Origin of the sequence: Bacillus sp. RC251, assembly GCF_044908765.1 — a bacterium.
Lineage (GTDB): Bacteria > Bacillota > Bacilli > Bacillales > Bacillaceae_G > Bacillus_A > Bacillus_A wiedmannii.
In genome coordinates, this window is record NZ_JBIYDP010000003.1 from 191,729 (window position 1) to 217,582 (window position 25,854).

At 36.2% G+C, this 25,854-nt stretch carries 24 protein-coding genes, 1 tRNA gene and 4 pseudogenes; 24 read left to right on the forward strand and 5 right to left on the reverse strand.

The window, feature by feature from the left end:
* Positions 1–13 precede the first annotated feature (13 nt).
* Complete coding sequence (locus ABH961_RS14990) at positions 14–7,486, forward strand: DUF7507 domain-containing protein (protein WP_404519577.1); 7,473 nt, start codon at positions 14–16, stop codon at positions 7,484–7,486.
* 30 nt (positions 7,487–7,516) lie between these two features.
* Here ABH961_RS14990 and ABH961_RS14995 read toward each other — a convergent pair whose 3' ends face one another.
* Positions 7,517–7,705 (reverse strand): hypothetical protein, encoded by a 189-nt coding sequence (locus ABH961_RS14995; protein WP_098077977.1) that lies wholly within the window; start codon positions 7,703–7,705, stop codon positions 7,517–7,519.
* 429 nt (positions 7,706–8,134) lie between these two features.
* On the opposite strand from ABH961_RS14995, the pseudogene ABH961_RS15000 reads away from it, so the two are divergent.
* Positions 8,135–8,314 (forward strand): annotated as a pseudogene (locus ABH961_RS15000) (M4 family metallopeptidase); the annotation flags it as partial.
* Between the two features lie 28 nt (positions 8,315–8,342).
* Positions 8,343–8,416 (forward strand) — tRNA-Ile (locus tag ABH961_RS15005).
* A gap of 75 nt (positions 8,417–8,491) precedes the next feature.
* Here the strand turns inward: ABH961_RS15005 and ABH961_RS15010 are convergent.
* Positions 8,492–8,920: an ImmA/IrrE family metallo-endopeptidase gene (locus ABH961_RS15010; protein ID WP_000673783.1), complete on the reverse strand. Its 429-nt coding sequence runs from the start codon at positions 8,918–8,920 to the stop codon at positions 8,492–8,494.
* A 22-nt stretch (positions 8,921–8,942) separates the two neighbouring features.
* The gene (locus ABH961_RS15015; protein ID WP_048543952.1) at positions 8,943–9,371 is read right to left on the reverse strand and encodes a helix-turn-helix domain-containing protein; all 429 of its coding nucleotides are present in this window, start codon (positions 9,369–9,371) and stop codon (positions 8,943–8,945) included.
* Positions 9,372–9,507: 136 nt separating this feature from the next.
* On the opposite strand from ABH961_RS15015, the gene ABH961_RS15020 reads away from it, so the two are divergent.
* The 12 genes and pseudogenes from ABH961_RS15020 to ABH961_RS15075 form a co-directional block, all read left to right on the forward strand.
* A complete protein-coding gene (locus tag ABH961_RS15020) occupies positions 9,508–9,744 on the forward strand; it encodes a helix-turn-helix transcriptional regulator (protein WP_098642783.1) in 237 nt (78 codons plus the stop codon).
* 86 nt (positions 9,745–9,830) lie between these two features.
* A complete protein-coding gene (locus ABH961_RS15025; RefSeq protein WP_098077980.1) occupies positions 9,831–10,727 on the forward strand; it encodes a DnaD domain-containing protein in 897 nt (298 codons plus the stop codon).
* A gap of 104 nt (positions 10,728–10,831) precedes the next feature.
* A complete protein-coding gene (locus ABH961_RS15030; RefSeq protein WP_098048271.1) occupies positions 10,832–11,218 on the forward strand; it encodes a hypothetical protein in 387 nt (128 codons plus the stop codon).
* 237 nt (positions 11,219–11,455) lie between these two features.
* Positions 11,456–12,472, forward strand: coding sequence for a lysozyme family protein (locus tag ABH961_RS15035; RefSeq protein WP_098077983.1), 1,017 nt, complete (start codon positions 11,456–11,458; stop codon positions 12,470–12,472).
* Between the two features lie 265 nt (positions 12,473–12,737).
* On the forward strand, positions 12,738–13,622 hold the full coding sequence (locus ABH961_RS15040; RefSeq protein WP_098122274.1) for a M23 family metallopeptidase: 885 nt from the start codon (positions 12,738–12,740) through the stop codon (positions 13,620–13,622).
* A gap of 132 nt (positions 13,623–13,754) precedes the next feature.
* Positions 13,755–14,807, forward strand: a complete 1,053-nt coding sequence (locus ABH961_RS15045) for a glycoside hydrolase family 25 protein (RefSeq protein ID WP_098048272.1) — start codon at positions 13,755–13,757, stop codon at positions 14,805–14,807.
* A gap of 398 nt (positions 14,808–15,205) precedes the next feature.
* Entirely contained in the window at positions 15,206–16,324 is a 1,119-nt protein-coding gene (locus ABH961_RS15050) for a lysozyme family protein (protein ID WP_098048273.1), read from the forward strand.
* 106 nt (positions 16,325–16,430) lie between these two features.
* Positions 16,431–17,393: a M23 family metallopeptidase gene (locus tag ABH961_RS15055; protein WP_048543936.1), complete on the forward strand. Its 963-nt coding sequence runs from the start codon at positions 16,431–16,433 to the stop codon at positions 17,391–17,393.
* 383 nt (positions 17,394–17,776) lie between these two features.
* Positions 17,777–18,063 (forward strand): annotated as a pseudogene (locus tag ABH961_RS15060) (hypothetical protein).
* A gap of 78 nt (positions 18,064–18,141) precedes the next feature.
* Positions 18,142–18,378, forward strand: a complete 237-nt coding sequence (locus ABH961_RS15065; RefSeq protein WP_048543933.1) for a hemolysin XhlA family protein — start codon at positions 18,142–18,144, stop codon at positions 18,376–18,378.
* The gene (locus ABH961_RS15070; RefSeq protein ID WP_048543932.1) at positions 18,378–18,617 is read left to right on the forward strand and encodes a hypothetical protein; all 240 of its coding nucleotides are present in this window, start codon (positions 18,378–18,380) and stop codon (positions 18,615–18,617) included. The genes ABH961_RS15065 and ABH961_RS15070 overlap by 1 nt, the downstream gene beginning before the upstream one ends.
* A 13-nt stretch (positions 18,618–18,630) precedes the next feature.
* Positions 18,631–18,717 (forward strand): annotated as a pseudogene (locus ABH961_RS15075) (5-deoxy-glucuronate isomerase); the annotation flags it as partial.
* A gap of 71 nt (positions 18,718–18,788) precedes the next feature.
* Here the strand turns inward: ABH961_RS15075 and ABH961_RS15080 are convergent.
* Together ABH961_RS15080 and ABH961_RS15085 are read right to left on the reverse strand one after the other, a co-directional pair.
* Positions 18,789–19,896: pseudogene (locus tag ABH961_RS15080) on the reverse strand (IS3 family transposase).
* A gap of 81 nt (positions 19,897–19,977) precedes the next feature.
* Positions 19,978–20,535 (reverse strand): CatB-related O-acetyltransferase, encoded by a 558-nt coding sequence (locus ABH961_RS15085; RefSeq protein ID WP_000898178.1) that lies wholly within the window; start codon positions 20,533–20,535, stop codon positions 19,978–19,980.
* 139 nt (positions 20,536–20,674) lie between these two features.
* On the opposite strand from ABH961_RS15085, the gene ABH961_RS15090 reads away from it, so the two are divergent.
* The 9 genes from ABH961_RS15090 (at position 20,675) to ABH961_RS15130 (ending at position 25,789) form a co-directional block, all read left to right on the forward strand.
* Positions 20,675–21,016, forward strand: a complete 342-nt coding sequence (locus ABH961_RS15090) for an ASCH domain-containing protein (RefSeq protein WP_048543930.1) — start codon at positions 20,675–20,677, stop codon at positions 21,014–21,016.
* Positions 21,013–21,408, forward strand: coding sequence for an NUDIX hydrolase (locus ABH961_RS15095; RefSeq protein ID WP_048543928.1), 396 nt, complete (start codon positions 21,013–21,015; stop codon positions 21,406–21,408). The genes ABH961_RS15090 and ABH961_RS15095 overlap by 4 nt, the downstream gene beginning before the upstream one ends.
* 86 nt (positions 21,409–21,494) lie before the next feature.
* A complete protein-coding gene (locus ABH961_RS15100) occupies positions 21,495–22,115 on the forward strand; it encodes an acetate uptake transporter (protein WP_000070936.1) in 621 nt (206 codons plus the stop codon).
* 139 nt (positions 22,116–22,254) lie between these two features.
* Positions 22,255–22,698, forward strand: coding sequence for a flavodoxin (locus ABH961_RS15105; RefSeq protein WP_001062763.1), 444 nt, complete (start codon positions 22,255–22,257; stop codon positions 22,696–22,698).
* A 16-nt stretch (positions 22,699–22,714) separates the two neighbouring features.
* Positions 22,715–23,614: a WD40/YVTN/BNR-like repeat-containing protein gene (locus tag ABH961_RS15110; protein ID WP_048543926.1), complete on the forward strand. Its 900-nt coding sequence runs from the start codon at positions 22,715–22,717 to the stop codon at positions 23,612–23,614.
* A gap of 216 nt (positions 23,615–23,830) precedes the next feature.
* On the forward strand, positions 23,831–24,031 hold the full coding sequence (gene cspB / locus ABH961_RS15115; protein ID WP_001179147.1) for a cold shock-like protein CspB: 201 nt from the start codon (positions 23,831–23,833) through the stop codon (positions 24,029–24,031).
* A 192-nt stretch (positions 24,032–24,223) separates the two neighbouring features.
* The gene (locus tag ABH961_RS15120) at positions 24,224–25,069 is read left to right on the forward strand and encodes an exonuclease (RefSeq protein ID WP_048543924.1); all 846 of its coding nucleotides are present in this window, start codon (positions 24,224–24,226) and stop codon (positions 25,067–25,069) included.
* A gap of 192 nt (positions 25,070–25,261) precedes the next feature.
* A complete protein-coding gene (locus tag ABH961_RS15125; RefSeq protein WP_048543922.1) occupies positions 25,262–25,417 on the forward strand; it encodes a hypothetical protein in 156 nt (51 codons plus the stop codon).
* A 24-nt stretch (positions 25,418–25,441) separates the two neighbouring features.
* Positions 25,442–25,789, forward strand: a complete 348-nt coding sequence (locus ABH961_RS15130; protein ID WP_048543919.1) for a hypothetical protein — start codon at positions 25,442–25,444, stop codon at positions 25,787–25,789.
* The last annotated feature ends 65 nt before the right edge of the window (positions 25,790–25,854 follow it).

Below are 25,854 nucleotides of genomic sequence, written 5' to 3' on the forward strand. Positions count from 1 at the left end.
ATGAGATGATTGTGTGCCTTTTATGAATCGCTTTACAACAACAGTAACTGGTGCCGTCACGTTCACTGGGAACACGTTAGGACTAAGTCCTACATCGCCTGCACCAAATAATAACTTCGGTACGATTGATGTATTTACAACGGTAAATACATCGCTCCAAGTACCTGGATTCCCAGCAGGAACGACGAATGACTGGCCATTAAATTCTTCAAGTGCAATTTTGAATCTTTCGGCAGGGAGTAGTATTTTATACGCAGAACTAGTATGGGCCGGCACATACCGGACCGATACAGAGGATGTTTCAGCTTTTTTAAATGATAACATTACATTTACAACACCGGCAGGAACGTTTTCTGTTACACCAGATCCTGCAACTGCGCAGCAAGGTTCAGTAGGGAACCAGTTTTATTATGCGCGCTCTGCCAATGTAACGAATCTTGTTAGTGCAGGTGGGGCAGGAACTTATACTACAGGTGCAGTGCCAGCTGCAAGAACTTCATTTGATCCAACTATTAGTCGTTCGGCTGGTTGGACACTTGAGGTTGTGTATCAAAATGCTAGTTTGCCACTTCGGAATTTATCAGTTTATGCAGGTCAAGAAATTATCGATGCTTCATCACCACCAGTGGATGCTACTATTTCAGGATTTGCTACTCCAGCCACAGGAGCTGTAACAGGACGGGTGCTCGTAACTGCTCAAGAAGGTGATTCTAACATTGTTGGAGATCAACTTCGCTTTGGGCCGAATGCGAATGCTACAGTTGCTGTATTCGGACCGAGAAATCCTGCAAATAATTTCTTTCAGTCACAAATTTGTAATGATAGTGGGAATTTAGATACAACTGGCACCTTTGGAAATTTGAATCAGCCGTTAGGGATAGCTTTAGCCGTCCGAAGACAAGGATGGGATATTACGAATGTAGATGCCTCGTCATCATTAGTAAATAATCAAACGTCAGCGACTGTTCGCTTCGTTACAAATGGAGATGGATATGCTGCAGCTGGTTTTGGTGTTCAAATTGATGCGACAGGGCCAATTATAAATCCTGTTAAATCTGTTGATAAAACCGTTGCAGCAGTAGGTGATATTCTTACCTATACGATTACTGTTCCGAATACAGGGACAGGAAGTGCAGAAAACGTTGTATTACAAGATAGTATTCCGAATGGAACTACGTTTATAGCAGGCAGTGTTACAGTAGGTGGAGTAACTCAGCCGAGCGCCAATCCAGCTAGTGGAATTAATTTAGGAACGATACCGAATAATGCTCAAAGAGTTGTCACGTTTCAAGTGAGAGTTACGTCATTCCCGAATCCGAATCCAATTTCAAATCGTGCGATGGTGTCATACCAATTCCGTCCTTTTGTTGGAAGTCCTCCTATCACAAGTACAGCTTCTTCAAATACAGTACAGACGACGGTAAATCGTGCAAATGTAAGTTTACAAAAATCTGTAGATCTACAGACGGCAACAATTAATGATGTATTAACGTACACAGTGAATGTCACGAACGATGGGAATGTCGCTGCAAATAATGTTATTTTTGTTGATAGTATACCTGCTGGAACAACGTTTATAACAAATAGTGTCACGGTAAATGGGGTAGCACGTCCAGGAGCAAATCCAGCAAGTAGTATTAATCTAGGAAGTATTAATGCTTCGCAAACGACGGTAGTGCGTTTTCAAGTTCGAGTAACATCTAATCCGCTTGTAAATCCAATTCCAAATCGTGCGAGTGTAACATTTAACTTTACTCCAGTACCTGGTCAACAACCAATTTCAGGCCAAGCGACAAGTAATACTGTATTTACTAAAATTAATATAGCTGATATAAGAACGAGAAAAACAGTAGATAGAGCTTTTGCGACAGTTAATGACGTTCTTACGTACACCGTTACAATTGAGAATACTGGGAATGTACTTGCGACGAATGTTATTTTTCAAGATCCAATCCCAATTGGAACGACTTTTATCCTAAATAGTGTGACTGTAGATGGGGTTTCACAACCTGGGGCAAATCCTGCGACTGGGTTTACCGTAGCGAATATATCTCCTGGCGGAAGTAGGACAGTGACTTTTCAAGTACGAGTGACATCTACACCATCAGGAGGTACGATTGCAAATCGTGGAAATGTGTCTGCTAATTTCGTCGTTATTCCGAATCAGCCACCGATAACGATTAATAGACAAACGAATACAGTTGTGACACAAGTTAATACAGGCGGTTTAAATGTAATAAAAGAAGTGAATACAATGCAAGCGGCGGTAGGGGATACTTTAACATACACAATTGCCGTCCAAAATACAGGAAACGTACTGTTAACAAATGTATTTTTCCAAGACCCTATTCCTTCCGCTGTTTCATTCGTTGCAAATTCTGTAACAATTAATGGAGTACCACAAAGTGGATTGAATCCGAATACAGGATTCTCTCTTCCGAATATTCCTGCGGCTCAAACAGTTGTAGTCACATTTGACGTATTAATTGTACAGGATCCAGAAAATGAAGATATTTTAAATCAAGCAAATGTAACAGCGAGTTTTCAAGTGAATCCGAGTGAACCACCAGTAACAATCAATGTTCCGAGTAATGTTGTGAATACAACAGTACAATCAGGGAACTTTGAAGTTGTGAAATCAGTCAATACGAATATTGCAACGGTAGGGGATGTTTTAGTATATACAATTGAAATCATAAATGCAGGTAGTGTAATAGCTACAAATGTGTTTTTTCAAGATTCAATTCCACAAGGGACATTATTTATTGAAAACAGTGTAGTTGTTAATGGGGTTTTACAAGAAGGGGCAGATCCAGAACTTGGATTTCCATTAAATAATTTGCCTACTGGTGCGAGTGTAATTGTTGGGTTTGAAGTATTAATTGATGAAATTCCCCAAGGAAATAATGTCGTAAATAATGCGAATGTAACTGGAGATTTTCTTGTAAATCCAACAGAGCCACCGATAACTGTAACAGTACCAAGTAATACTGTTATGACAGTGGTGAATTCTTCAGGATTAAATGTAATAAAAAGTGTAAGCGCTGCTGAAGCAGGTGTAGGAGATACTTTAACGTATACAGTTCGTATACAAAATAGTGGAACAGTAGCAGCGACAAATGTATCATTCGTTGATCCAATTCCATCTGGAACAACGTTTGTAGCAAATAGTGTAACGATAAATGGAACACCTCAGCCAGGTTTAAGCCCAACAATTGGATTTCCACTTGCTAACATTCCGGTAGGAGGGATGGTAACAGTTACTTTTCAAGTGACGATTACGAGTGTACCACCAAATAGAGTTCTTCCGAATAATGCGAATGTAACTGCTGATTTCCAAGTAAGTCCTCTCCAGCCACCAGTTACAATTGTAACGATTAGTAACATTGTTGTGACGCGAGTGAATGTAGGATCACTTAATGTAATGAAGAGTGTAAATACACCCCAAGCAGGTATAGGAGATACGCTAACGTATACGATTCGCATTCAAAATACAGGAACTGTTCCTGCAACGAATATTATTTTTCAAGATCCAATTCCGTCTGGTGCTGCGTTTGTAGCAAATAGTGTGACGATAAACGGAGTCGTTCAGCAAGGCGCGAATCCAATGGTAGGTTTCCCAGTACCAAATATTCCGGTCGGGCAAACATCTACGATTACGTTTCAAGTTACAGTGACGAGTGTTCCGAGCGGTGGAAATATAAGAAACCAATCGAACGTTACTGCAAGTTTTCTTATAAATCCAGCAAACCCTCCAATAACGACTGTTACGAATAGTAATTTCGTTGTGACACAAGTAAACACTGCTCGATTAAATATACAAAAATCTTCATCTGTACAACAAGCTGCACTTGGAGAGACTTACACGTATTCTGTAGTCATTCGAAATAACGGCACAGTAACAGCAACGAATGTTTCCTTCATTGATCCAATTGCTCCAGAAACAACATTTGTAGCAAATAGCGTAACGATAAATGGAACGCCTCAACCTGGATTTGATCCAAATATAGGTTTTACGCTTCCTAATATCGCTGCTGGAACATCATTGACTGCAACGTTCCAAGTAACAGTAGTTGCGCCATCCACGCGCGGAGCCGTATTAAACACGGCATCTGCAACAGCCACTTTTTTATTAAATCCTTTACAGCCCCCTGTAACAACAACCAATTCAAGTAATACGACAGTAGTTACGATACCGTTACCTCCTCCTGGTGAAGTAACAGCAACAAAAACAGTTGATGTTGCTGCTGGAGCGGTTGGGGATGTATTAACGTATACTGTGCTAATTTCAAACGTAGGAATTATACCAGTTACAGATGTGTTCTTTCAAGATGTCATACCAGAAGGAACGATATTTGTAGCAAATAGTGTAACGATAGGTGGGGGGCAGCAACTTGGCTTAAATCCAGAAACAGGATTTCCAGTTAGTCCGTTATTAAATGCAGGTGCAAATATTGCTGTGACGTTCCAAGTGACGATTACGGAGATTCCAGATAATGAAGTCATATTAAATGATGCAGATGTTACATTTACTTCACAACCAAATCCGCAGGAACCACCAATTACGGAAACGATATTAACGAATTTAGTAGTTACGACAATTAATATAGCGTCTATATTTCCATTAAAACTAGTCGATAAAGAGGTAGCGACGGTTGGAGAAATATTAACGTATGATGTATTAATCTTTAATTTCGGTACAGTGGCAGCAACGAATGTTAAATTTATAGATACAACTTCCGCCGGTGTAGCATTTGTACCGGGAAGTGTGAGCATAAATGGGGTGCCGGCACCAGGATTAGATCCTTTCATTGGCTTTACAGTTCCAGATATCCCTGTAGATGATTTTGTACTTGTCACATATCAGGAAGTGGTTACGAGCATACCTGAGGGGGGAACGATTGTTAACTTTGTAGACGTTACAGCTACATTTGCTGTAAGTGAAACAGAGCCGCCTATTACAGAAACAATAACAAGTAATACGACATTAACAGAAATTAATGAACCCGGTTTAAATGTTTTAAAATCAGTAAGTCAGCCGGTTGTTGCAGTAGGCGATACAATCACATATACAACAGTAGTTCAAAATACAGGTACAGTGGTAGCGACGAATGTTCAATATAGTGATGTATTGCCGTCCTCGATTACATTTGTACCAGATAGTGTAACGATAGATGGTGTGCTACAACCTGGATTCAATCCTAATAATGGATTCCCACTTCCAGATATAAATCCAGGTGAAAGTGTAGAAGTTACATTCCAAGTAACAGTTGTCAATGTTCCATCAAACGGAACAATTGTCAATACGGCAAATGTTACAGGAAGTTTTATATTAGTACCAGGAGAACCACCAATTGTAGTGAATCAGCCAAGTAACACGACGCTCACAACTGTAAATAGAGGACGATTTAATGTTATTAAACAAGTAAATAGAGCAGCTACTCTCGTTGGAGATGTATTAACGTATACAGTTCAAATAACGAATACGGGAACAGTAACAGCAAATGATGTTCAGTTTATTGATACGATTTCAGTAGGAGCGTCATTTGTCCCAAATAGTGTAACGATAAATGGAATTTCGCAACCGAATTTAAATCCGATCACTGGCTTTGGAGTTGGAGATATACCCGTTGGTGAAACGGTTATCGTGACGTTTCAAGCGACAGTTACAAACATCCCGTCATCAGGAACCATTACGAACGTTGCAAATATAACAGGAAGCTTTACTTTAGTACCAGGAGAGCCGCCGGTTGTAGTAACTGAACCGAGTAATACGACAATAACAAGGGTAAATAGAGGGAGATTTAATGTTATAAAAACCGTAAATAAGCAAGCAACACGATTAGGGGATACGTTAACTTATAGTGTGCAAGTTACAAATACGGGAACGGTATTAGCGACGAATGTTCAGTTTATCGATGTTCCGTCACCTAGTTTAGAATTCATTCCTGGAAGTGTACAAATAAATGGAATTTCGCAAGTAGGTTTAGATCCATTTGTAGGCTTTTCATTACCAGATCTTGCAGTAGGGGACAGTATATTAATTACATTTGAAGTAAATGTAATCGCAATTCCGCCTTCTAGTAGCATTATGAATACAGCGAGAGTAGCTGGTGATTTCGAATTGATTCCAGGAGAACCACCGTTTACAATTACGAACTCAAGTAATACGACAGTCACACCAGTAAATCGAGGTAGTTTAGATATGCTGAAAGAAGTAGATCATCCGATTGTTGGAGTGGGAGAAACGGTAACGTATACTGTTCGTATATTAAATACTGGTACGGCTGATGCGATGAATGTTCAATTTATAGACGTGTTATCTCAGGAAGCTGAGTTTGTTCCAAATAGTGTAACGAAAAATGGAGTTCCGCAACCAGGGTTAAATCCACAGGCTGGATTTACGATACCAGACATCCCAGTGGGTGAGACGGCACTTGTAACATATGAAGCTACGATTACAAGTTTTCCAGATGGTGGTACAGTAGTGAACCTTGCTGGGGCGTTAGCAGAATATATTTTAGTACCAGGAGAACCGCCAGTTACAGTGATGGATACGAGCAATACAGTTATTGTAACGGTAAATACTGCAATCTTATTTGTTGCAAAAGGAGCGGATTTTGAAGTAGCGATGGTAGGAGATGTTGTCACTTACGGAATTGCTGTTATAAATGATAGTACAGTTCCTGTGACGAATATTGTTTTAACAGATATCATTGATCCGAATACGTTATTTATAAATGGCTCGGTAACGGTAAATGATGTACCTTTTCCATTTGCCAACCCGAATACAGGTATTCCGTTAGGTGATTTTCAGCCAAATGATGCAGCAATTATTAATTTCCAAGTTGTAATAACAGGAGGGCAAATAAATAACTTAGTTACAAATACAGCTACGGCGAGTGGGCTTGCAATTGTGAATCCAAATGAACCGCCTGTAGTAGTTGAAGGCGATAGCAATACAGTTGTTATCCCGTTTATTCCTCAAAATGTCTCAACGACTGTTGTAAAAGTGGCAGACCATCAAACAGCAACAATAGGAGATGTTATTACGTTTACGACAGTTATTACAAATACGGGAGATACAGCGATACAAAATATTCGTTTTCAAGATATGTTAGATAGTAGTGTTCAATTTGTCCTTGGAAGTGTAACGGTTGATAATACGCCAGTGCCAAATGTAAACCCAATATCAGGATTTCTTATAGGAAGTTTAAATCCAGGTGAAGCACGCACAGTCTCGTTCCAAGTAGTAGTTCAGAGCGCGCCAAGTGGTTCAGGAAATTATATAAATCAAGCGAGTATTCGCTTCGAACATCAAGTAGGTACAGTGTTACCGCCTGTTACACAAATAATAGAAAGTAATATTGTGGTCATACCGTTCGTCCCGACGATCGAACAAATTTGTGAAACAAACTTTAATTGCTTAGAGAAAATTCCATTTCAATGTTCTCCGTGTAATCATTTGCACGAACATAAGAAATAAAAACAAAAAGAGCATTTTGTGAAGTGCCCCCTAAAAGTTAGACACGGTTATTTCATTAGGCAGCTTGATAAAAGTGAGTCCGGTATGTACCGGGCTCATTTTTAATTTTTTAATAAAGGAACCTAAATCATAACCTGTTTTTATTATAGCTATAGCTGAAATCACAATTAATGGATATTTAATATATGGATTGTTGAGGAGTTCCATTATGTTTTTCATGTTGTAAACCTCCTTGGCATTATTTATATCATTATATTTACAATATAGAATATAATGATTAGCAGTCAATATAATGTAAAGAAAGATACTTAATTGAAGGAGAACTAAACAAAATAATAGATAAAAAAACCTTTATTTTTATCATTTCTTCTACAAGTAATTAAGAGTCAGTATAGCATATAGAAACAGATCTTAGGAAAGAGGCTATTAGGCAATTGAAATAAGCCTCTACTTTTACCGTATTTAGTTTAAGAATTAGTTTGTCCAATTCTTTTGAAACATAACTATAATAATTTAATTTCAATATCATAAGCAACTCAATTATTATATAGAAATACAAATTCAATGACTTGAGTTCAATGTTTTGTTACGCTATAAATAGCTTGATTTGTTTTTAACTTAAACATATTAAGAGTACTTAATAATTTTGATGAAGGTGTACTTACAAGCATTTCAGGAGATAGTGCTCAAGATTTACAGCAACAGGGAGACTTAAATCAGTCTAGTACTCTATCAAAAGAGGATGCAAAGAACCAGATTTTTAATCTATACGGGAACGATCTTAAATTTGTTGAGGAACCTGAGATCAAAGAAGTAGTATATGTGAATACGTCCTATAAAGTAAAATTTATGCTCTGGATCTTTAGCTCAGCTGGTTAGAGCAAACGGCTCATAACCGTTCGGTCGTAGGTTCGAGTCCTACAAGGTCCACTTATAAAAACAAGGAGAAAGCACTCAAATGGGGGCTTTCTCCTTGTTTTTAATAAATAAAATGTCTTTTTTCCTTTAGCAAGGTTTATAAAATTCTAAGAGTTCAACTGGAATATTATTTTTGTATGCTATACATGCTTTTGTATCACCAGGCTGAATGGTCTTTTGGTCAATTAACAAAAGCGCAGCAAACGTATTTGCTTCTATCTCTAATTTGTCAACGGAAAAGAATGTATTCTTACGCAGAAAAGGTGTATTTGCATGAGTATGTAGGACTGCATGTCCTAATTCATGAGCACAAACAGTTCTCTGCATAGATGGAGATAAATTAGTATTAATAACAATGAAACGATTTCTTTTTTCATATTTATAAAAACCATTTATTTCTTCATGTAAATCCCATGTTAGTACATGTATTTTTAAGTAATCTGCAAGCTCATAGGGGTTTGTCGTGTTGTATTTGTTGCTAAGTTGTTGGACTAGATCTCTAATGACGAATTTCAATGTATTCCCTCCTAAGCTCGCATCAGTTATCGTCTGGTTTACGATATTTCTTAGGCACGTATTTTTTATTGATTACTTTCGTTTGTTTTACAATATACTCCATTGCATCTAATAGTGATTCTACAGCTTCTTGACTCATAGGTTCACCAGAGAACATTAAGCCATCTTCTCCTTGAAGGTCTTTTTTTATTTCTTCCATTCTTTTTGCTATGTCTTTCTCATCTTTTGGCGTTAATTGCTTCTTAGTTTCGTCCGTAACAGCTCGTCCTAGTAAATAGTCAGCTGAAACTGAAAAACAATCCGCTAATTTAGTTAGAACATCATGTGGAGGAAATCTTTCTTCTGATTCGTAGTAGCCTATCATTCTTTGGGATACTCCAATTTTTTCAGCCAATTGTTTTTGTGTTAAATTTTCTTTTTTTCGTAAGGATTTTATTCTAACTCCTATCACATTGTTCACCTCTCTAATTAAACTAATTGTTCTCTTTGGATTTATTTTAGCACAAAAAGTTCCTTTTTGCATTGACAATGAACAATTAGTTCTTTAATCTATATTTAGAACTAATTGTTCTTACGGAGGTGGATTAATTGGTAACAAAATGTATGAACCGGAAAAGAAGTTATATAAAGAACTTGCTGGTTATTGTGGGGTTACGGAACGATATATTCGAATGATTGATCAAAAAGAAAGAACTCCATCAATGGGAACAGCTAAGAAGATTGCTAAGTATTTTGATATGAGTATAGATGCTCTTTTTTTTAGTAATAAATCGAACTTAAAGTTCTTTTTAATATTGTGTTGGTTTGAAAGGAATAAAAAGTAGGTTTCATCATGGGGAAGTTATTGATAGTGAGTACAGAATCTCGAATGTAGGTATTTGATCTTAACAATAGTGAAGAGGTAGATAGTATGGGGATTTTTAGAGTTAAAAAGGATAATAATTATTCCGTTATTAATAATACGGGTTTAAAAGATAAAAGGCTTTCTTGGAAGGCGAAGGGGATATTAGCATACATACTTACACTTCCAGATGATTGGGTGTTTTATAGGGAAGAATTATCGCAGCACGCCAAAGATGGTATTAATAGCTTAAGAGCTGGAATGCAAGAATTAAAAGAGTACGGATATATTAAGAGATTTCCTATTAAAGATGTAAAAAACAAAATTGTTAGGTGGGAGACTATTATTTACGAAATCCCATTGGAGGATTTTCCACCAGTGGAAAACCCACCTGTTGATAATCCTGTTGCTGGGAATCTACTGGTGGAAAATCGCAAGCTACTAAATACTGATTTAAAAAGTACTAAAAAACTAAACACTGATACACAAAATAAGGATCATCATCATGATAATAAGGAAAAATCACTCCCACAAAGATTGATAAATGAAGATTTCAAAATAAGTTATAAATTTTTGCTGAAGAATGGAATATTGTTAAGTGAAATAGCTATTGCAGAGCTGGGTGAATTTTGCGAAGCATTAGGTAGTGAACTAATTTTGGAAGCAGTAAAGAGATCAATTGATGAGAATATACCAAAGTGGAGGTATGTACGTGGAATTCTTAAAAATTGGGAAAGTCAAAAAGTAAAAACAATTAATGATGTAGTTGTGTTAGATGCACAGTTTGATCTTTGTAAGAATAAGAAGCAATCTAGGTCAGGGTATACCAAACGAAAAGAACTGGTACCAGAATGGCTACGTGAAAAAGAAGAAGTTCCAGAAGAGCAGCCTATACAAAATAATGAGTTAACTATTGAAGAAGAGCGTGAGAGATTAAAAGCTTTATTAAGAAAATATAAATCATAATTAATATTCGTGAATTCGATTAAAAGGATAATAAAGGTTACTTTACCTTTGGTGATATTAATAAGAAACAGAATTTAATTAAAGAAAAGTAGGGGGATTATTAGATGCTTGACTGGATGAAAGATTATCAGAAACTGGAAGAAGAAATTACGTATATAGAATTTAACTTAGACAAATCAAAAGCAGAGTTAAAGCGCTGGACTAGTGGTGACTTGCAACATGTACGATTAACTACTGAATCAGAAGGTGCTAAGGTAGAAGGTCGTGTTGAAGCTATTGAATATGAATTAGGACATAAGATGAATGAAATGTTCGATTTAAAGATTTTAATTAATAAGTTTACTGGATTAGATCATCAAATACTTAAAATGAAGTATGTTGATGGAATGACTTTAGAACAAATAGCGTTTGACTTGCATTATAGTACAGGCTATATCCGACGAAAACATGCTGAAATAAGAAAGATTGTCAAGTTTTTAGAGGGGGTTTAATGTTACCTTTTTGTAGGCTACATGCAGTGTACAGAAAGTATTGAAAAAGTGATTTATAGTAGTAATATAAGATTTCGACGAAAGAGCAACTATTTTATGGTTGCTCTTTTTGTTGTGAAAGAAGCTAAGTACTATGGAGTAATTCAATAGGTTAATAGGTATTTAGAAGTTAAAAGTACTTAGTAAAATAGTAGTGTTTGGTCCAAAAATAATAGGGAAATAAGGAGATGTTTAGTAATGGGTATGTTAGCTGCGTCAGTTAAGACAAAGAATTTGCCGCAACGGGTCCTCCGATGGCAGACAATGGTAGAAAATGAATGTAATGCACAAGGGGTACCTGAGTTAGTACCTTATGTATTAGGAATTATTATGGTGGAAAGTGATGGTAATGCTGAACAGACGCCCGATATTATGCAGTCAAGTGAATCTCAAGGGAGACCGATGAATTCAATTGATAATCCTAAGGATTCAATTCATTACGGGGTAATGCACTTAATAGGAGCTTTTGCAGATGCAAAAAAATATGGTATTACAGATTTAAGTGCAATTGTTCAAGCATATAATTTTGGGCGTTTTTACATCCGTTGGTTAGCCTCTAACAATAAACAGCATTCACTGCAGGTGGCAGAACAGTATTCTAAAACTGTTGTTGCGCCATCTCTTGGAAATAGCACTGGCGCAATGATTCGATATAGTCATCCTATCGCTGTGGCATACAATGGTGGCTATAAATATAAAAATGGTGGAAATTTCTTCTATGCTGAAATTGTTAAACAGTATGTAGATTTTGTCGGAGGAGTTGATCCTACTGATGTAGATACGCGTAAAAACGTGACGCTACCTTCTGATTGGTTAACTAATAACTTAGGTTGGTTACAATGTATAGAACGACAATCTTGGGTGTATAAAGAACCAAATGAACTTGCGGAAGTAGTAGGAAAGATTCCTCTTGGCAGTGGGCATGTGTATTTAGAGACTGCATGGGATGGGAAAAGATTTTGGTTTAAAATTGCCAATGATAACTGGGTTCCTGAAACAGTAATGCGTATTGAAAAAGATGGTAGAAGTAAAGGTGTCATTTGGAATGAATGGGATGGGCTAGAATGTTACCATCACGCAAATTACAACAGTGGTATACGCGATCGAGTAGGTGTAGGTCAATGGGTAATTGAGTTTAGAGATAACAACTGGATTTACATTACAGATAAAGGGTGGGTAGAGTTTGACGAAAAAATCATTCGTTGGATTCGCTAAAAAAGATAGTGCTCTTATTGAAGTACTTCACAAAAGTCACCTGAGAAAACTAAAGTATATCTGGATGTGTTAAACATACATTATATTTTGAAAACAATACATGGTTAAAGGAAATCTTGATGTAAGGTAACGACGGAGAACTTTTTTCTATCAATCTTATGGTATGAAAAATTAGTATATAGGCCAAAAATATATAAATAGTAAATCAAGGTGCTTATGTAAGTACCTTTTTTATATGGTGTGAAAAATAGAAAGGAAGATTAATATGGCAAAATTTATTTATCCAACAGATACAACAAGGGTAACAAGTGGTTTTAGAGGCAGCAGACCAGATCATCATGGGGTAGACCTTGCAGAACCAGGTTATCATCCGATTTATGCAGCGGCTAGTGGACAAGTTAGTCGCTCTTATTATTCATCTAGTTATGGTGAATGTATTATGATTGTGAATAATATTGATGGGGTCAAATGGGAAACTGTATATGCTCATATGCGTAGTGGTTCTCGAACGGTGAATGTAGGGGATTATGTTACACAAGGACAAACTATTGGAGTTATGGGGAACACTGGAGATTCTAGTGGCCAACACTTGCATTTTGAAATGCATAAAGGTGGCTGGGATATTAATAAGAGTAATGCTGTGAATCCGTTAGACTATCTGGGAAAAGGAGACGGTGGTAACACTGGAAATGGTTTTGATCCTACTGATGTAGATACACGTAAAAACGTGACGCTACCTTCTGATTGGTTAACTAATAACTTAGGTTGGTTACAATGTGTAGAGCGACAATCTTGGGTGTATAAAGAACCAAATGAACTTGCGGAAGTAGTAGGAAAGATTCCTCTTGGCAGTGGGCATGTGTATTTAGAGACTGCATGGGATGGGAAAAGATTTTGGTTTAAAATTGCCAATGATAACTGGGTTCCTGAAACAGTAATGCGTATTGAAAAAGATGGTAGAAGTAAAGGTGTCGTTTGGAATGAATGGGATGGGCTAGAATGTTACCATCACGCAAATTACAACAGTGGTATACGCGATCGAGTAAGTGTAGGCCAATGGGTAATTGAGTTTAGAGATAACAACTGGATTTATATTACAGATAAAGGCTGGGTAGAGTTTGACGAAAAAATTATTCGTTGGATTCGATAGGTTTGTTAAAAAGAAGAGTAGGTCCTTATGGAGCGACTCTTCTTTATTTTTTATTAATTAGAATCACAAGCTAAATAACAATGTAGCTAGAAAAAGGATTTCTATCAATGATTAACAAAGGAGCATGTATAAATGAAGAAAATAGCAGATATATCTTATCATAATGGAAATATAAATTGGGCTGAAGCGAGTAATGATTTGGAGCTGGCTATTATTCGTGTACAATATGGATCTAATAAGGTTGATTCAAAATATAAAGAATATGTCCAAGGTTGTAAAGCATATGGAGTTCCATTTGGTCATTATGCTTATGGATGTTATACAAGTGTCCAAGACGCTATTGTAGAAGCAAGAGATTTTATGAATCGTGCAGACAAGGATGCAAAATTCCTTGTATTGGATGTAGAAGATGACACACTTGCTAGTTGTGGACCCACTAACTTAGCAAAAGCATCTCAGGCCTTCATTGATACATGTCGTGCAGCGGGCTGGAAAGTTGGATTATACGTGTCACATCACATGTATACAAGTTATGGACTAAATAGTGTGAGTGCAGATTTCTTATGGATTCCTCGTTATGGTGGCAGTAAACCTGCATATAGCTGTGATCTATGGCAATATACTGAAACTGGTAGCGTTGCAGGAATTACTGGTAATGTAGACTTAAATTACTTAGTAGGAAATAAAACTATTGAATGGTTTATAGGAAAGGGCTCTAATTCAAATAATCCTGATCCTACAGATGTAGACACCCGAAAGAATGTATCATTACCACCAGATTGGTTAACCAATAACTTAGGTTGGTTACAATGTGTAGAGCGACAGTCTTGGGTATATAAAGAACCAAATGAACTTGCGGAAGTAGTAGGAAAGATTCCTCTTGGCAGTGGCCATGTATATTTAGAGAGTGCATGGGATGGGAAAAGATTTTGGTTTAAAATCGCCAATGACAACTGGGTTCCTGAAACAGCAATACGTATCGAAAAAGATGGTAGGAGTAAAGGTGTCATTTGGAATGAATGGAAAGGATTAGAGTGTTACCATCATGCGAATTACAACAGTGGTATACGTGATCGAGTAAGCGAAGGACAATGGGTAATTGAGTTTAGGGATAACAATTGGATTTACATTAAAGATAAAGGTTGGGTAGAATTTGATGAAAAAATCATTCGCTGGATTCGCTAATTAAAAAAATTATTTGTATTAAAGTAAAACTAAAAAAGATGAAACATATCGATAGGATAGTTTTAGAGCAAGTAGTGTTTGACTTGCATTATAGTACAGGCTATATCCGACGAAAACATGCTGAAATAAGAAAGATTGTCAAGTTTTTAGAGGGGGTTTAATGTTACCTTTTTGTAGGCTACATGCAGTGTACAGAAAGTATTGAAAAAGTGATTTATAGTAGTAATATAAGATTTCGACGAAAGAGCAACTATTTTATGGTTGCTCTTTTTGTTGTGAAAGAAGGTGAGCAACATGAAGTAATCTTATAGATTAATGGGTATTTGACTGAGAGTCATATTTAGTAAAGCAGTAGTTTTTTAGTCAAAAATAATAGGAAAATAAGGAGATGTTTAGTAATGAGTATATTAGCTGCTTCAGTTACGACAAAGAATCTGCCACAACAAGTGTTACGTTGGCAATCAATGGTAGAAAGTGAATGTTCTGCACAAGGAGTACCTGAGTTAATTCCTTACGTACTTGGAATCATTATGGTGGAAAGTGACGGGAATTCTGAAAAAACACCTGATATTATGCAATCAAGTGAATCACAAGGGTGGCCAATGAATACAATTAAAAATCCTAAAGATTCAATTTATTATGGAGTAAAGCATCTAAAAGGAGCTTTTGATGATGCGAAAAAAAATGGTATTACAGATTTAAGTGCCATTGTTCAATCATATAATTTTGGACGAGCTTACCTTCGCTGGTTAGCTTCAAACAAGAAACAACATTCATTACCGGTGGCGGATCTGTATTCTAAAACGGTTGTTGCACCATCTCTTGGAAATAGCACTGGCGCAATGATTCGATATAGTCATCCTATTGCTGTGGCATACAATGGTGGCTACCGATATAAAAACGGAGGGAATTTCTTCTACGCTGAAATTGTTAAGCAATATGTTGATTTTGATGGGGGAACTAATCCTTCTGAAAATAAAGAACCATCAGAGTGGGCGAGAAGTGCATGGAAGTGGGGATTAGAAAAAGGAATTGTAGATGGGAATTCACATCCACATGGAACGGTAGTAGAAGAAATCTTGGTACACATGTTACAACGTGTATACAACAACAAAGTATTTTTAGGTATTGGAAGTGCAGTATCCTTCGCTATTGATACAAGTTACCGGAATGGAGAACCGTCAGAATGGGCGAGAGACGCATGGAAGTGGGGTCTAGAAAAAGGGATTGTAGATGGAAATTCACATCCACATGGAGAAGTGACAGAAGAAATTCTGGTACACATGTTGCAACGTGTATACAACAACAAAGTATTCTCAGGTACTGGAAGCTCAGGAGCATTTGTCACTAATGTAAGTTATCAAAATGGAGAGCCATCAGAATGGGCGAGAGATGCATGGAAATGGGGATTAGAAAAAGGAATTATAGATGGGAATTCACATCCACATGGAAAAGTAACAGAGGAAATTTTAGTACACATACTACAACGATGTACAAATAATGGGGTATTTAAGTAATTATAAGACTTTCATATTATAAAGATTCTTGTCAAATAAAAAAGTAAACGAAGGTACTCATTTAAGTACCTTGATTATACTGTGCAAAAAAGAAAGGAAGATTAGTATGGCAAAGTTTATTTATCCAACAGATACAACGAGAGTAACAAGTGGTTTTAGAGGCAGCAGACCAAATCACCATGGGATAGACCTTGCTGAAGCAGGGTATCATCCGATTTATGCAGCGGCTAATGGAAAAGTTAGTCGCTCGTATTTTTCATCTAGTTACGGTGAATGTATTATGATCGTGCATACTATTGATGGAGTTACATGGGAGACTGTATACGCTCATATGCGTAGTGGTTCTCGAACGGTGAACGTAGGAGATTCTGTTACCCAAGGACAAACTATTGGAGTTATGGGGAACACTGGGGATTCTAGTGGCCAACACTTACATTTTGAACTGCATAAAGGCGGCTGGAATATTAATAAGAGTAATGCTGTGAACCCATTAGACCATTTAGGAAAAGGACCTGATCCTTCTGAAAATAAAGAGCCATCAGATTGGGCAAAAGATGCATGGAAATGGGGATTAGAAAAAGGAATTGTAGATGGAAATTCTCATCCGCATGGAACAGTTTTAGAAGAAATTATAGTACACATGTTACAGCGTGTATACAATAACAAAGTATTCTTAGGTACTGGAAGCGTAGTATCGGTTTCTATTGATACAAGTTATAGAAATGGGCAACCATCGGAATGGGCGAGAGATGCATGGAAATGGGGACTAGAAAAAGGAATTGTAGATGGAAATTCTCATCCACATGGAGAAGTGACGGAAGAAATCCTGGTACACATGCTGCAACGTATATACAATAACAAAGTATTCTCAGATACTAGAAGCACAGTGTCAATCGCCTCTAATGTGAGCTACCAAAATGGAGAGCCATCAGAATGGGCGAGAGATGCATGGAAATGGGGATTAGAAAGAGGAATTATTGATGAGAACTCACATCCACATGGAAAAGTGACAGAGGAAATTTTAGTGCACATTCTACAACGATGTGCGAATAATGGAGTATTTAATTAAATAAAAAGCTTGATTCTTATTCTACTAATCCCTGTCTAATAGACAGGGATTAAAATTTATAATTAGAAGATTTAAATTCACAAATCGTTTGTTTTTAGTGTAGCTGAACTAAGTGTATACAATCTACGTTGTGTTTTAAAAATAGTATATGTTTACTAGAAACATATTTTTGATATTAGGTTACGACGTAAGTGATCCGAATTGGTAGTTTTTCTGTTAAATACTGCACTCATTAAATGTCTGAATATTCTTTCGAGTCGGAGAGTAAATATTACTCCTTTAATTAAATTAAGATATTATTTTTCAAACTACATAGCAAAATTTACGTACTAAATGAGATTGTTAGAAAATCAATAAACAAAATTAAAACGGGAGAGGAAGATATGACAAATACACATCCAGAGGAAAATCAATTTCAGAACCAAATTCTAAATCAAATCATGCCAAGTGATGACAATAAATTTATGGAAATTGATGACGTTGTGGATAATTTGGGATTATTACCGCTAGCAATTTTAACGTCAACGTGGAGCTGTTTAGAGGAAGTCCAATTACTGTTTCCATTGTAAAAACGGGAAACCCAGCAACAGAGGTTCCTACAAAAGTAGTTACCGAGGATATTATTGAGGGACAAATTGAGGTGGACGTTAAACCAGAAGGGATTAAATAATGAGATGAAAAGGCAAGTATATGCATATTAAGATTTTTAATTTTTAATTAAATACGAAGTAGGAAAGAGGTGGAAATAATGGATGGTTTGCAAGAGATGAAAGGTGATGTTCAGGAAATAAGACAAGATATTAAAGATATACGATTAGAGATTAGAGGTCTAGAAATGAGGACAGCAGGTAATGAAAAAGACATTATTAATATCAATAAGCAATTAGATAAGATTAGTGCTAATACAACATGGATCTTACGCCTTATTATTGGTGGATTAATTGGAGCAGCTCTGACCTTCCTCTTGAAAGGTGGCGGTATGTAATGATTGAAATTACGGCCATGATTGGGGTTGTTGTAGGGTTATCACAAATTGTAAAAATAAATGGATTGCAAACAAAATATATTCCAATATTTAATTTGACGCTTGGCATTATGCTAGGTGTTTTATTGTTGTCTCAAGATATCAAAATGAACATATTTCAAGGAATGATTATCGGTTTGTCAGCAAGTGGATTGTTTGACCATACGAAAATTATGAAAAAGGATGACAATAGGAACTGAAAAAGAAATCCAAATTAACCCATGGAATGATCGTATCATGGAAGAAGAACACAAGTGGTTATTAGAACCAAACGCGAAAATTTGGCCCGAAAAGGAATAGACGAAAATAAAAACGAGCACTCCTATTTATAGTGATGAAGTGACCCCTAAAAGTTAGACACGGTTATTTTATCAAGCTGCCTTAATCCGTTTTGTATTATAATAATCTATATATTTTTCTAATTCTATTTTAAAATGCTCTACACTTTCAAATTCTTTTATGTAGAGGAACTCCGACTTCATAATTCTGAAGAAATTCTCTATTACTGCGTTGTCGTAACAGTTACCTTTTCGAGACATGCTCTGTACAATAGCTCTTGATTCAAGTGTACGGACGTATTGTCTCATTTGATAATGTCATTCTTGATCAGAATCCATCAGTAGTTGGTGATTTTCAGGCAAATGTTCTAATGCATTCTCTAACATCTTTGAAACAAGTGAATACGTCGGTCTAGAACCAATTGTATAGGTAATAATTTCACCATTATACAAGTCTAATACAGGTGATACATACAGTTTCTCTCTAAACAATGTAAACTCTGTGATGTCCGTTACCTATTTTTGATTCGGTGCATCTGTATAAAAATTACGCTCTAAAATATTAGGTGCAATTCTACCGACTTTTCCTTTATAGGATTTATATTTCTTCATATGCACAACACACTTTAATCCAAGCTCTTTCATAATGCGTTGCACCTTTTTGTGATTCACTTTCTGACCACGATTCGTTAATTCATCACGAATGCGACGGTAACCATAACGACCTTCATTTTCCTCATAAATCGCTTTCATCTCAGCTTTCAAATCGGCATCTACATCTGGACGATTCATTTTCTTTACTAAATTATAATACGTGCTTCGTGGAATATTAGCTAGCTCCACGAGTGCCTTCACCGAATATTTATGCCTTAATTCATAAACTACTTGCGCTTCGTCTGGTCTCGTGATTTTTCCAAACAGAAATCGTTGAAGGGGCAGGAATGTTAAAAATAGCTGCCGTCTCAAATAAGGACATACCGTTTTCAATCATAAAGTTTAGTACGTCTAGTTTAAATTGTTGTGTGTAATTTGTACAACGTTTTAGAAAAGCTTCCACACCATTCTGTTTATACTGGTTTACCCAATTCAAAATAATTGTGTTACTTATACCGATCGCTCTACCCATTTTTCGATAACTTTCATTTCCGTTCAAATACCGTAGAACGATTTGTATTTTTTCATCAGCTGTAAATTTAGCCATAGAAAAACTGCACCTCCAATTGTTAGACTGTGTCTAACAATTGGAGGTGCAGTTCAGAATAGGATGCTCTTTTTGTATTAATCACATAGATTCATTTTCGGGCGAGGTAAAAAACTCGTTGATTTTGTTGGAAAGTAGAAATGGAATGGCTCCTTTTATTACAGAAATATCCCAATCCCACCATGCAAGATTCTCTAGTTTGTCAATCGTTTCTTGCGGGAAACGATATCGAATAAATTTTGCAGGATTACCAGCTACAATTGCATATGGAGGTACGTCTTTTGTGACAACACTCTTTGCCCCAATAATGGCTCCGTTACCAATTGTAACACCAGATAAAATGCAGGATTGATAACCAATCCATACATCGTTGCCGACTACGATGTCACCTTTTGAAGAAGGATGACCCGTAATATGTGCTCCTTCATTAAAAAATGCATTAAATGGGTATGTCGTTATCCAGTCTGCGCGATGTTCACCGCCAAGTATAAAAACGACTTCTTCTCCTAATGAACAAAACTTACCTATTTTTAATTTTGTTTCATCATTCCAAGAAAAAATGGTTGGACCTACTTTACTATAAGTATAATCACCAATATCATATTTATTATATTCAGGTTTTTGATTTAAAAATAACATAACCAATTTAGCATCCTCTCTAAAGCAAGTAATGGATATGGAACATTATATGCAACTTGGAATAAGTCGAACTGTGTTGTATGAATTGGTAATGCACAAAAATAGTAGTAGGCGCAATGCATAAAAAGGAGTGGAATGAATGATATACGAAATGGGATTATATAATAAACCTTTTCAATCAATTCAATTAGGAAAAAAAGTATATGAAGTACGTTTATACGATGCAAAACGTCAACTTATTAAACAAGGCGATCATATTGTATTTACGAACCTTACGACAGAGGAAATGATGACTGTAAAAGTAACGGAAATAAAACGATACGCAAGCTTTAAAACAATGTACGAACAAATTGATCACAAATTATTGGATTGTGAAAATGATAGTTTAGAGGAAATGCTAGAAAGTACATACAAAATATATACGAAAGAACAAGAAAAAAAGTGGGGAACAGTTGCGATTCGTATTGAGGTAATAAAATGATAAGAAATCGCGGCGGGGCTATCATTGTGCAGGAAGGGAAAATTGCTCTTATAAAACGTACTCGAGAAGGGGAAACATATTATGTTTTTCCAGGCGGAGGAATTGAAGAAGGAGAAACAGCTGAAGAAGCAACGAAGCGAGAAATTTATGAAGAATTAGGGGTACATATAGAAGTGGAGCATCTGATTGCAAAGGTGGAGTATAAAGGTACGGAGTATTATTTTAATGCCCATATTATAGATGGAGTTTTCGGAAGTGGTAAAGCTGAAGAATTCAAACTGAAAGATAGAGGGAGTTATATTCCGTTGTGGTTGCCGATACACGAGTTGGAAAAAGTGAATATAAAACCGTATGAAGTGGTCGGAAGTATATGTAATCATTATAAAAAGTAAGGTCTGACAACATACAAAAAAAACCATTGACATAGTCTTCTGATTTAAGTATTGTATTCGAGTATGTTTATAATCAGGAGGTTTATATGAGCAATCAAACAACTACACATCATGTGAAAATGACAACAGCAGATCCATCTGGAATTGGTCTATTTGGATTAGCGATGGTAACACTTGTAGCATCATCTCAAAAGTTAGGCTTAACAGATGGCGTTTCACTTGTATTACCGTGGGCAATCTTTTTAGGAGGATTTGCACAAATTTTTGCGTGCATTCACGATGCAAAGCATAACAATACGTTCGGTACAACAGCATTCGGTGCATACGGCCTATTTTGGTTAGGTGTTGGAATGACTTGGTTAATTCAACTTGGAGTATTTGGCGAAAAATTAGCACAAGCTGCAGATTCAAAACAGCTGGGTGTAGCCTTTATTGGATATTTGATTTTCACAATCTTTATGACAATTGGTGCAATGGAAACACATAAAGTATTATTTATGATTTTCGTCCTTATTGATTTCTTATTTATTGGTCTTTCATTAAGTACTTTAGGTGTTATGCCGCATGCAATGCATAATTTAGCAGCGTATTCTGAACTATGTATTTCATTATTATCTTTCTATGGTTCAGCAGCAGCAGTGTTAAATACACACTTCGGTAAAGTTGTATTACCAGTTGGAAAGCCGTTTGGTATTTTTAAAAAGTAATAAAAAAGCACAGGTGATTGTATAGTCATCTGTGCTTTTTTGTATGGAATAAATAAAAATGAAAAATATAATTGAAATTGATTCTCATTATTAATATAATGAGAATGAGAATCATTTATTGTAAGAGGGGGATGCCGAAGTGGCAAAAATTTTAATAGCTTATGCAAGTATGTCAGGAAATACAGAGAGTATTGCTGATTTAATAAAAGTTAGTTTAGATGCTTTTGATCATGAAGTAGTATTGCAAGAAATGGAAGGCATGGATGCTGAAGAATTATTAGCCTATGATGGAATCATTTTAGGATCTTATACGTGGGGCGATGGTGAATTACCGTTTGAGGCGGAAGATTTCCATGAGGACTTAGAAAATATAGATTTATCAGGAAAGAAAGTAGCGGTATTCGGATCAGGTGATACGGCGTATGAACTATTTTGTGAAGCGGTAACGATATTTGAAGAAAGACTTGTAGAACGCGGTGCAGAGCTTGTGCAAGAAGGATTGAAAATCGAACTAGCTCCAGAAGACGAAGAGGATGTTGAAAAATGCAGTAATTTTGCAATTGCATTTGCTGAGAAGTTCTAAGAATGGGAGTGTCAACGTGGAGACAATGTTAAGTGCGACCGCTATTACAAAGTTAAGAGATGGAAAACTTATGTTAGCTACTACATATGATGGCTTATTTATTGAACGAGACGGAGAATGGAAACAAATATTAAAAGGTTTTCAAAAACGAATTAGGGATTTACATAGCGAAGATAATGTAGTGTATGGTGTAGGTGACGAAGGGATTTTTATTCGTAGTATGAATGGCGGAGAGAACTGGACGGTTCAGCGTTTTCCAACAAAAGCAACGAGTTGGAATGTGTGTAGTAATGTACAAGGAACAGTCATTGCTCATGGAGATAAAACGTTGTATCGTTCTAATGATTTTGGTTCGACATGGGAAACCATTCATCCATTTCTTGAGTATGGTGGCGGGGCACCATCTATTCGATCGTTATTTTTATATAAACATTACTTATTTATCGGTACGAAAATACATGCTAAATATGGTGGTGTTTGGCTCTTTAATTTGGAGACACGTAAATTAAAGAGGATTAAAATCGTGATGAATCAGATGATCTCAGCGTTGACTGTACACAATTCTTATATAGTAGCAGCGAGTGGATCGTGCAAGGGGATTAGCGGGAATATTTCTTTTTGTAAAATAGATGAAAGTATTGAGAGTGAAAAAACATATTGGCACACATGTCAAAGTGAGCAGAAAGCAAGTAGCTATTTAGCCTTGAGTGTAGATCAACATGTGCTATATACAACGTCAACGCAAAATAAGGCGGGGATTAGTACGGTTTGTCGTGTACTTCTAGAAGAAAGACTTGTTACAGTGTGTGACTCAGTTAAAGGGCATGGCTGGCGCATCGTTAACCAAAAAGAGGGTTATGTTGTAGCTGGATCAGGTGAATCAAAAGCGATGCAATGGAAGAAAAAAATTATATAGCAAAAAAAACTTTACTTTTATTATATTGATATGATATAGTTACTTTAAACCATTTTACTTTTAATAATATAGAGATTTAAATGAGCTGTAACTTCCGAGGAGGATAGCAATGTTAAATCTCCTCTGGGGTTGCAGTTTTTTAATGTTTGAAGTATTATTGTAAAGTGGTTGAAAATGAATATGTACATATAGGTACATTGTAGGAGGATTTTTTAAATGCAAAACGGTAAAGTAAAATGGTTTAACGCAGAAAAAGGTTTCGGTTTCATCGAAGTTGAAGGCGGAGAAGACGTATTCGTTCATTTCTCAGCTATCCAAGGCGACGGCTTCAAATCTTTAGAAGAAGGTCAAGAAGTTACTTTCGAAGTAGAACAAGGTAACCGTGGACCTCAAGCTACAAACGTAAACAAGAAGTAATTACGGAAAAAAGAAGGGCTTGCCCTTCTTTTTTTTGCATTTTTATTGAATAACCTCCTATGTACATATAATAATGAGATTAAATTTTCGTTTATTAGACGAAGTATTTCATGCATAAAGTGTATGAATGAATAAATAAATACTGAAAATAGAGTATGTGTGTGAAAAGGAATTTAGAAAGAGGTAAATAAATTGGAAAACGCTACACATTTTATTGTGTTCGATATAGAGAGAAATTTCAGGCCGTATAAATCAGAAGATCCGTCAGAGATAGTTGATATTGGAGCTGTAAAAATAGAAGCAAGTACAATGAAGGTAATTGGAGAATTTTCGGAGTTAGTAAAGCCGAGTGCACGACTCACTCGGCATACGACAAAATTAACGGGAATTACAAAGGAAGATTTAATTGGTGTGGAGAAATTCCCGCAAATTATAGAGAAATTTATTCAATTTATCGGAGAAGACTCTGTATTTGTTTCATGGGGTAGAGAAGATTATCGTTTTCTATCTCATGATTGCACGTTATACGGTGTAGAATGCCCATGTATGGAAAAAGAGAGTAAATTTGATTTGCAGAAGTTTGTTTTCCAAGCGTATGAAGAGTTATTTGAGCATACACCAAGTTTACAATTTGCAGTAGAACAGCTCGGTTTAACGTGGGAAGGGAAGCAGCACCGAGCTTTAGCGGATGCTGAGAATACAGCGAATATACTTCTTAAAGTATATAGCGAGAGAGACATTCATAAACGGTACAAAAGACATGGTGAGCTTGAACTTGTAGAGAACGGAAAACTAACAGAAAAAGCGAAAAAAAAGATGCGAAAATGGGTATTTAAAGAAATGAGAAAAAATACAGAGCGTCCTTTCGTTTGGAGTGCATTTGAAAATAGTGACACGTGGGAAAGTATAACGGAAAGATATTATATAAGTGAAGCTACAGTAGAACTTCTGAAAAAGCATTTTCGTACGGCGGTGAGAAAAGCGGAAAGACAGATTAGATATTTGGCTGAGATGGAGGAGAATGTAGAGGTTAAATGACATTCTCCTCTATTTCTAGCTACATAAATTTAACGTCATTGTATTGATGGATGAATAAAGTATTCATATTAAATAGGAATTGATTTGTTGTGATTGGGCCATTATAATTGCTTTGAAAATTAAGGTGTGGTAAGGATTTTTAAATACATTCATAAAATTAGAGCCCATAGAAATAAAAGAGGGTAGAGTTAAATGGAAGCAATCTTTAACATTGTAACAGTTTTAGTTTTTGGGATAATATTTACCACGCTATTAGCAGTAATTACACTTCCTTCCATAGCAAAGAAGAAGAATTGGGAAAAGCTTAATATATCTTTAAAGCGTGGTGTATTAAAGAGTAAAATATGAGTTTTATACAGGGGAGGTGTGATAGTGATAGACTTGGATATTAAAGACGTCGCCGTACAGATGGAATTAAACGGAGTCTTTTGGGATGAGCATGGGATTGCTGAAATGACCGTGACTACAAGAGAAGAGCATTCTCTTCTTCTTCGTCTAGTAGTTGACTTAGAAAGTAAAACTATTAGGGTGACGAGTGCCGAAATAGTGAATGGATTCTGCCCTCTGTGTAAACAGAAAAGGGACGAATGTAGTGAACTTAATGACTTACAAAACAAAATGGATATTTTAGAAGAAGCTTACGATTGGGTGAGAGAGCATCCAGAATATCGTTTTCAACTATCTTTTTACGAGTACAATAAATTTGAGGTAGTGAAGTGAAATTTTCATTTTACCGATATACATAGTGACTACTCTAATGGAAATACACTTGTACAACAATAAAC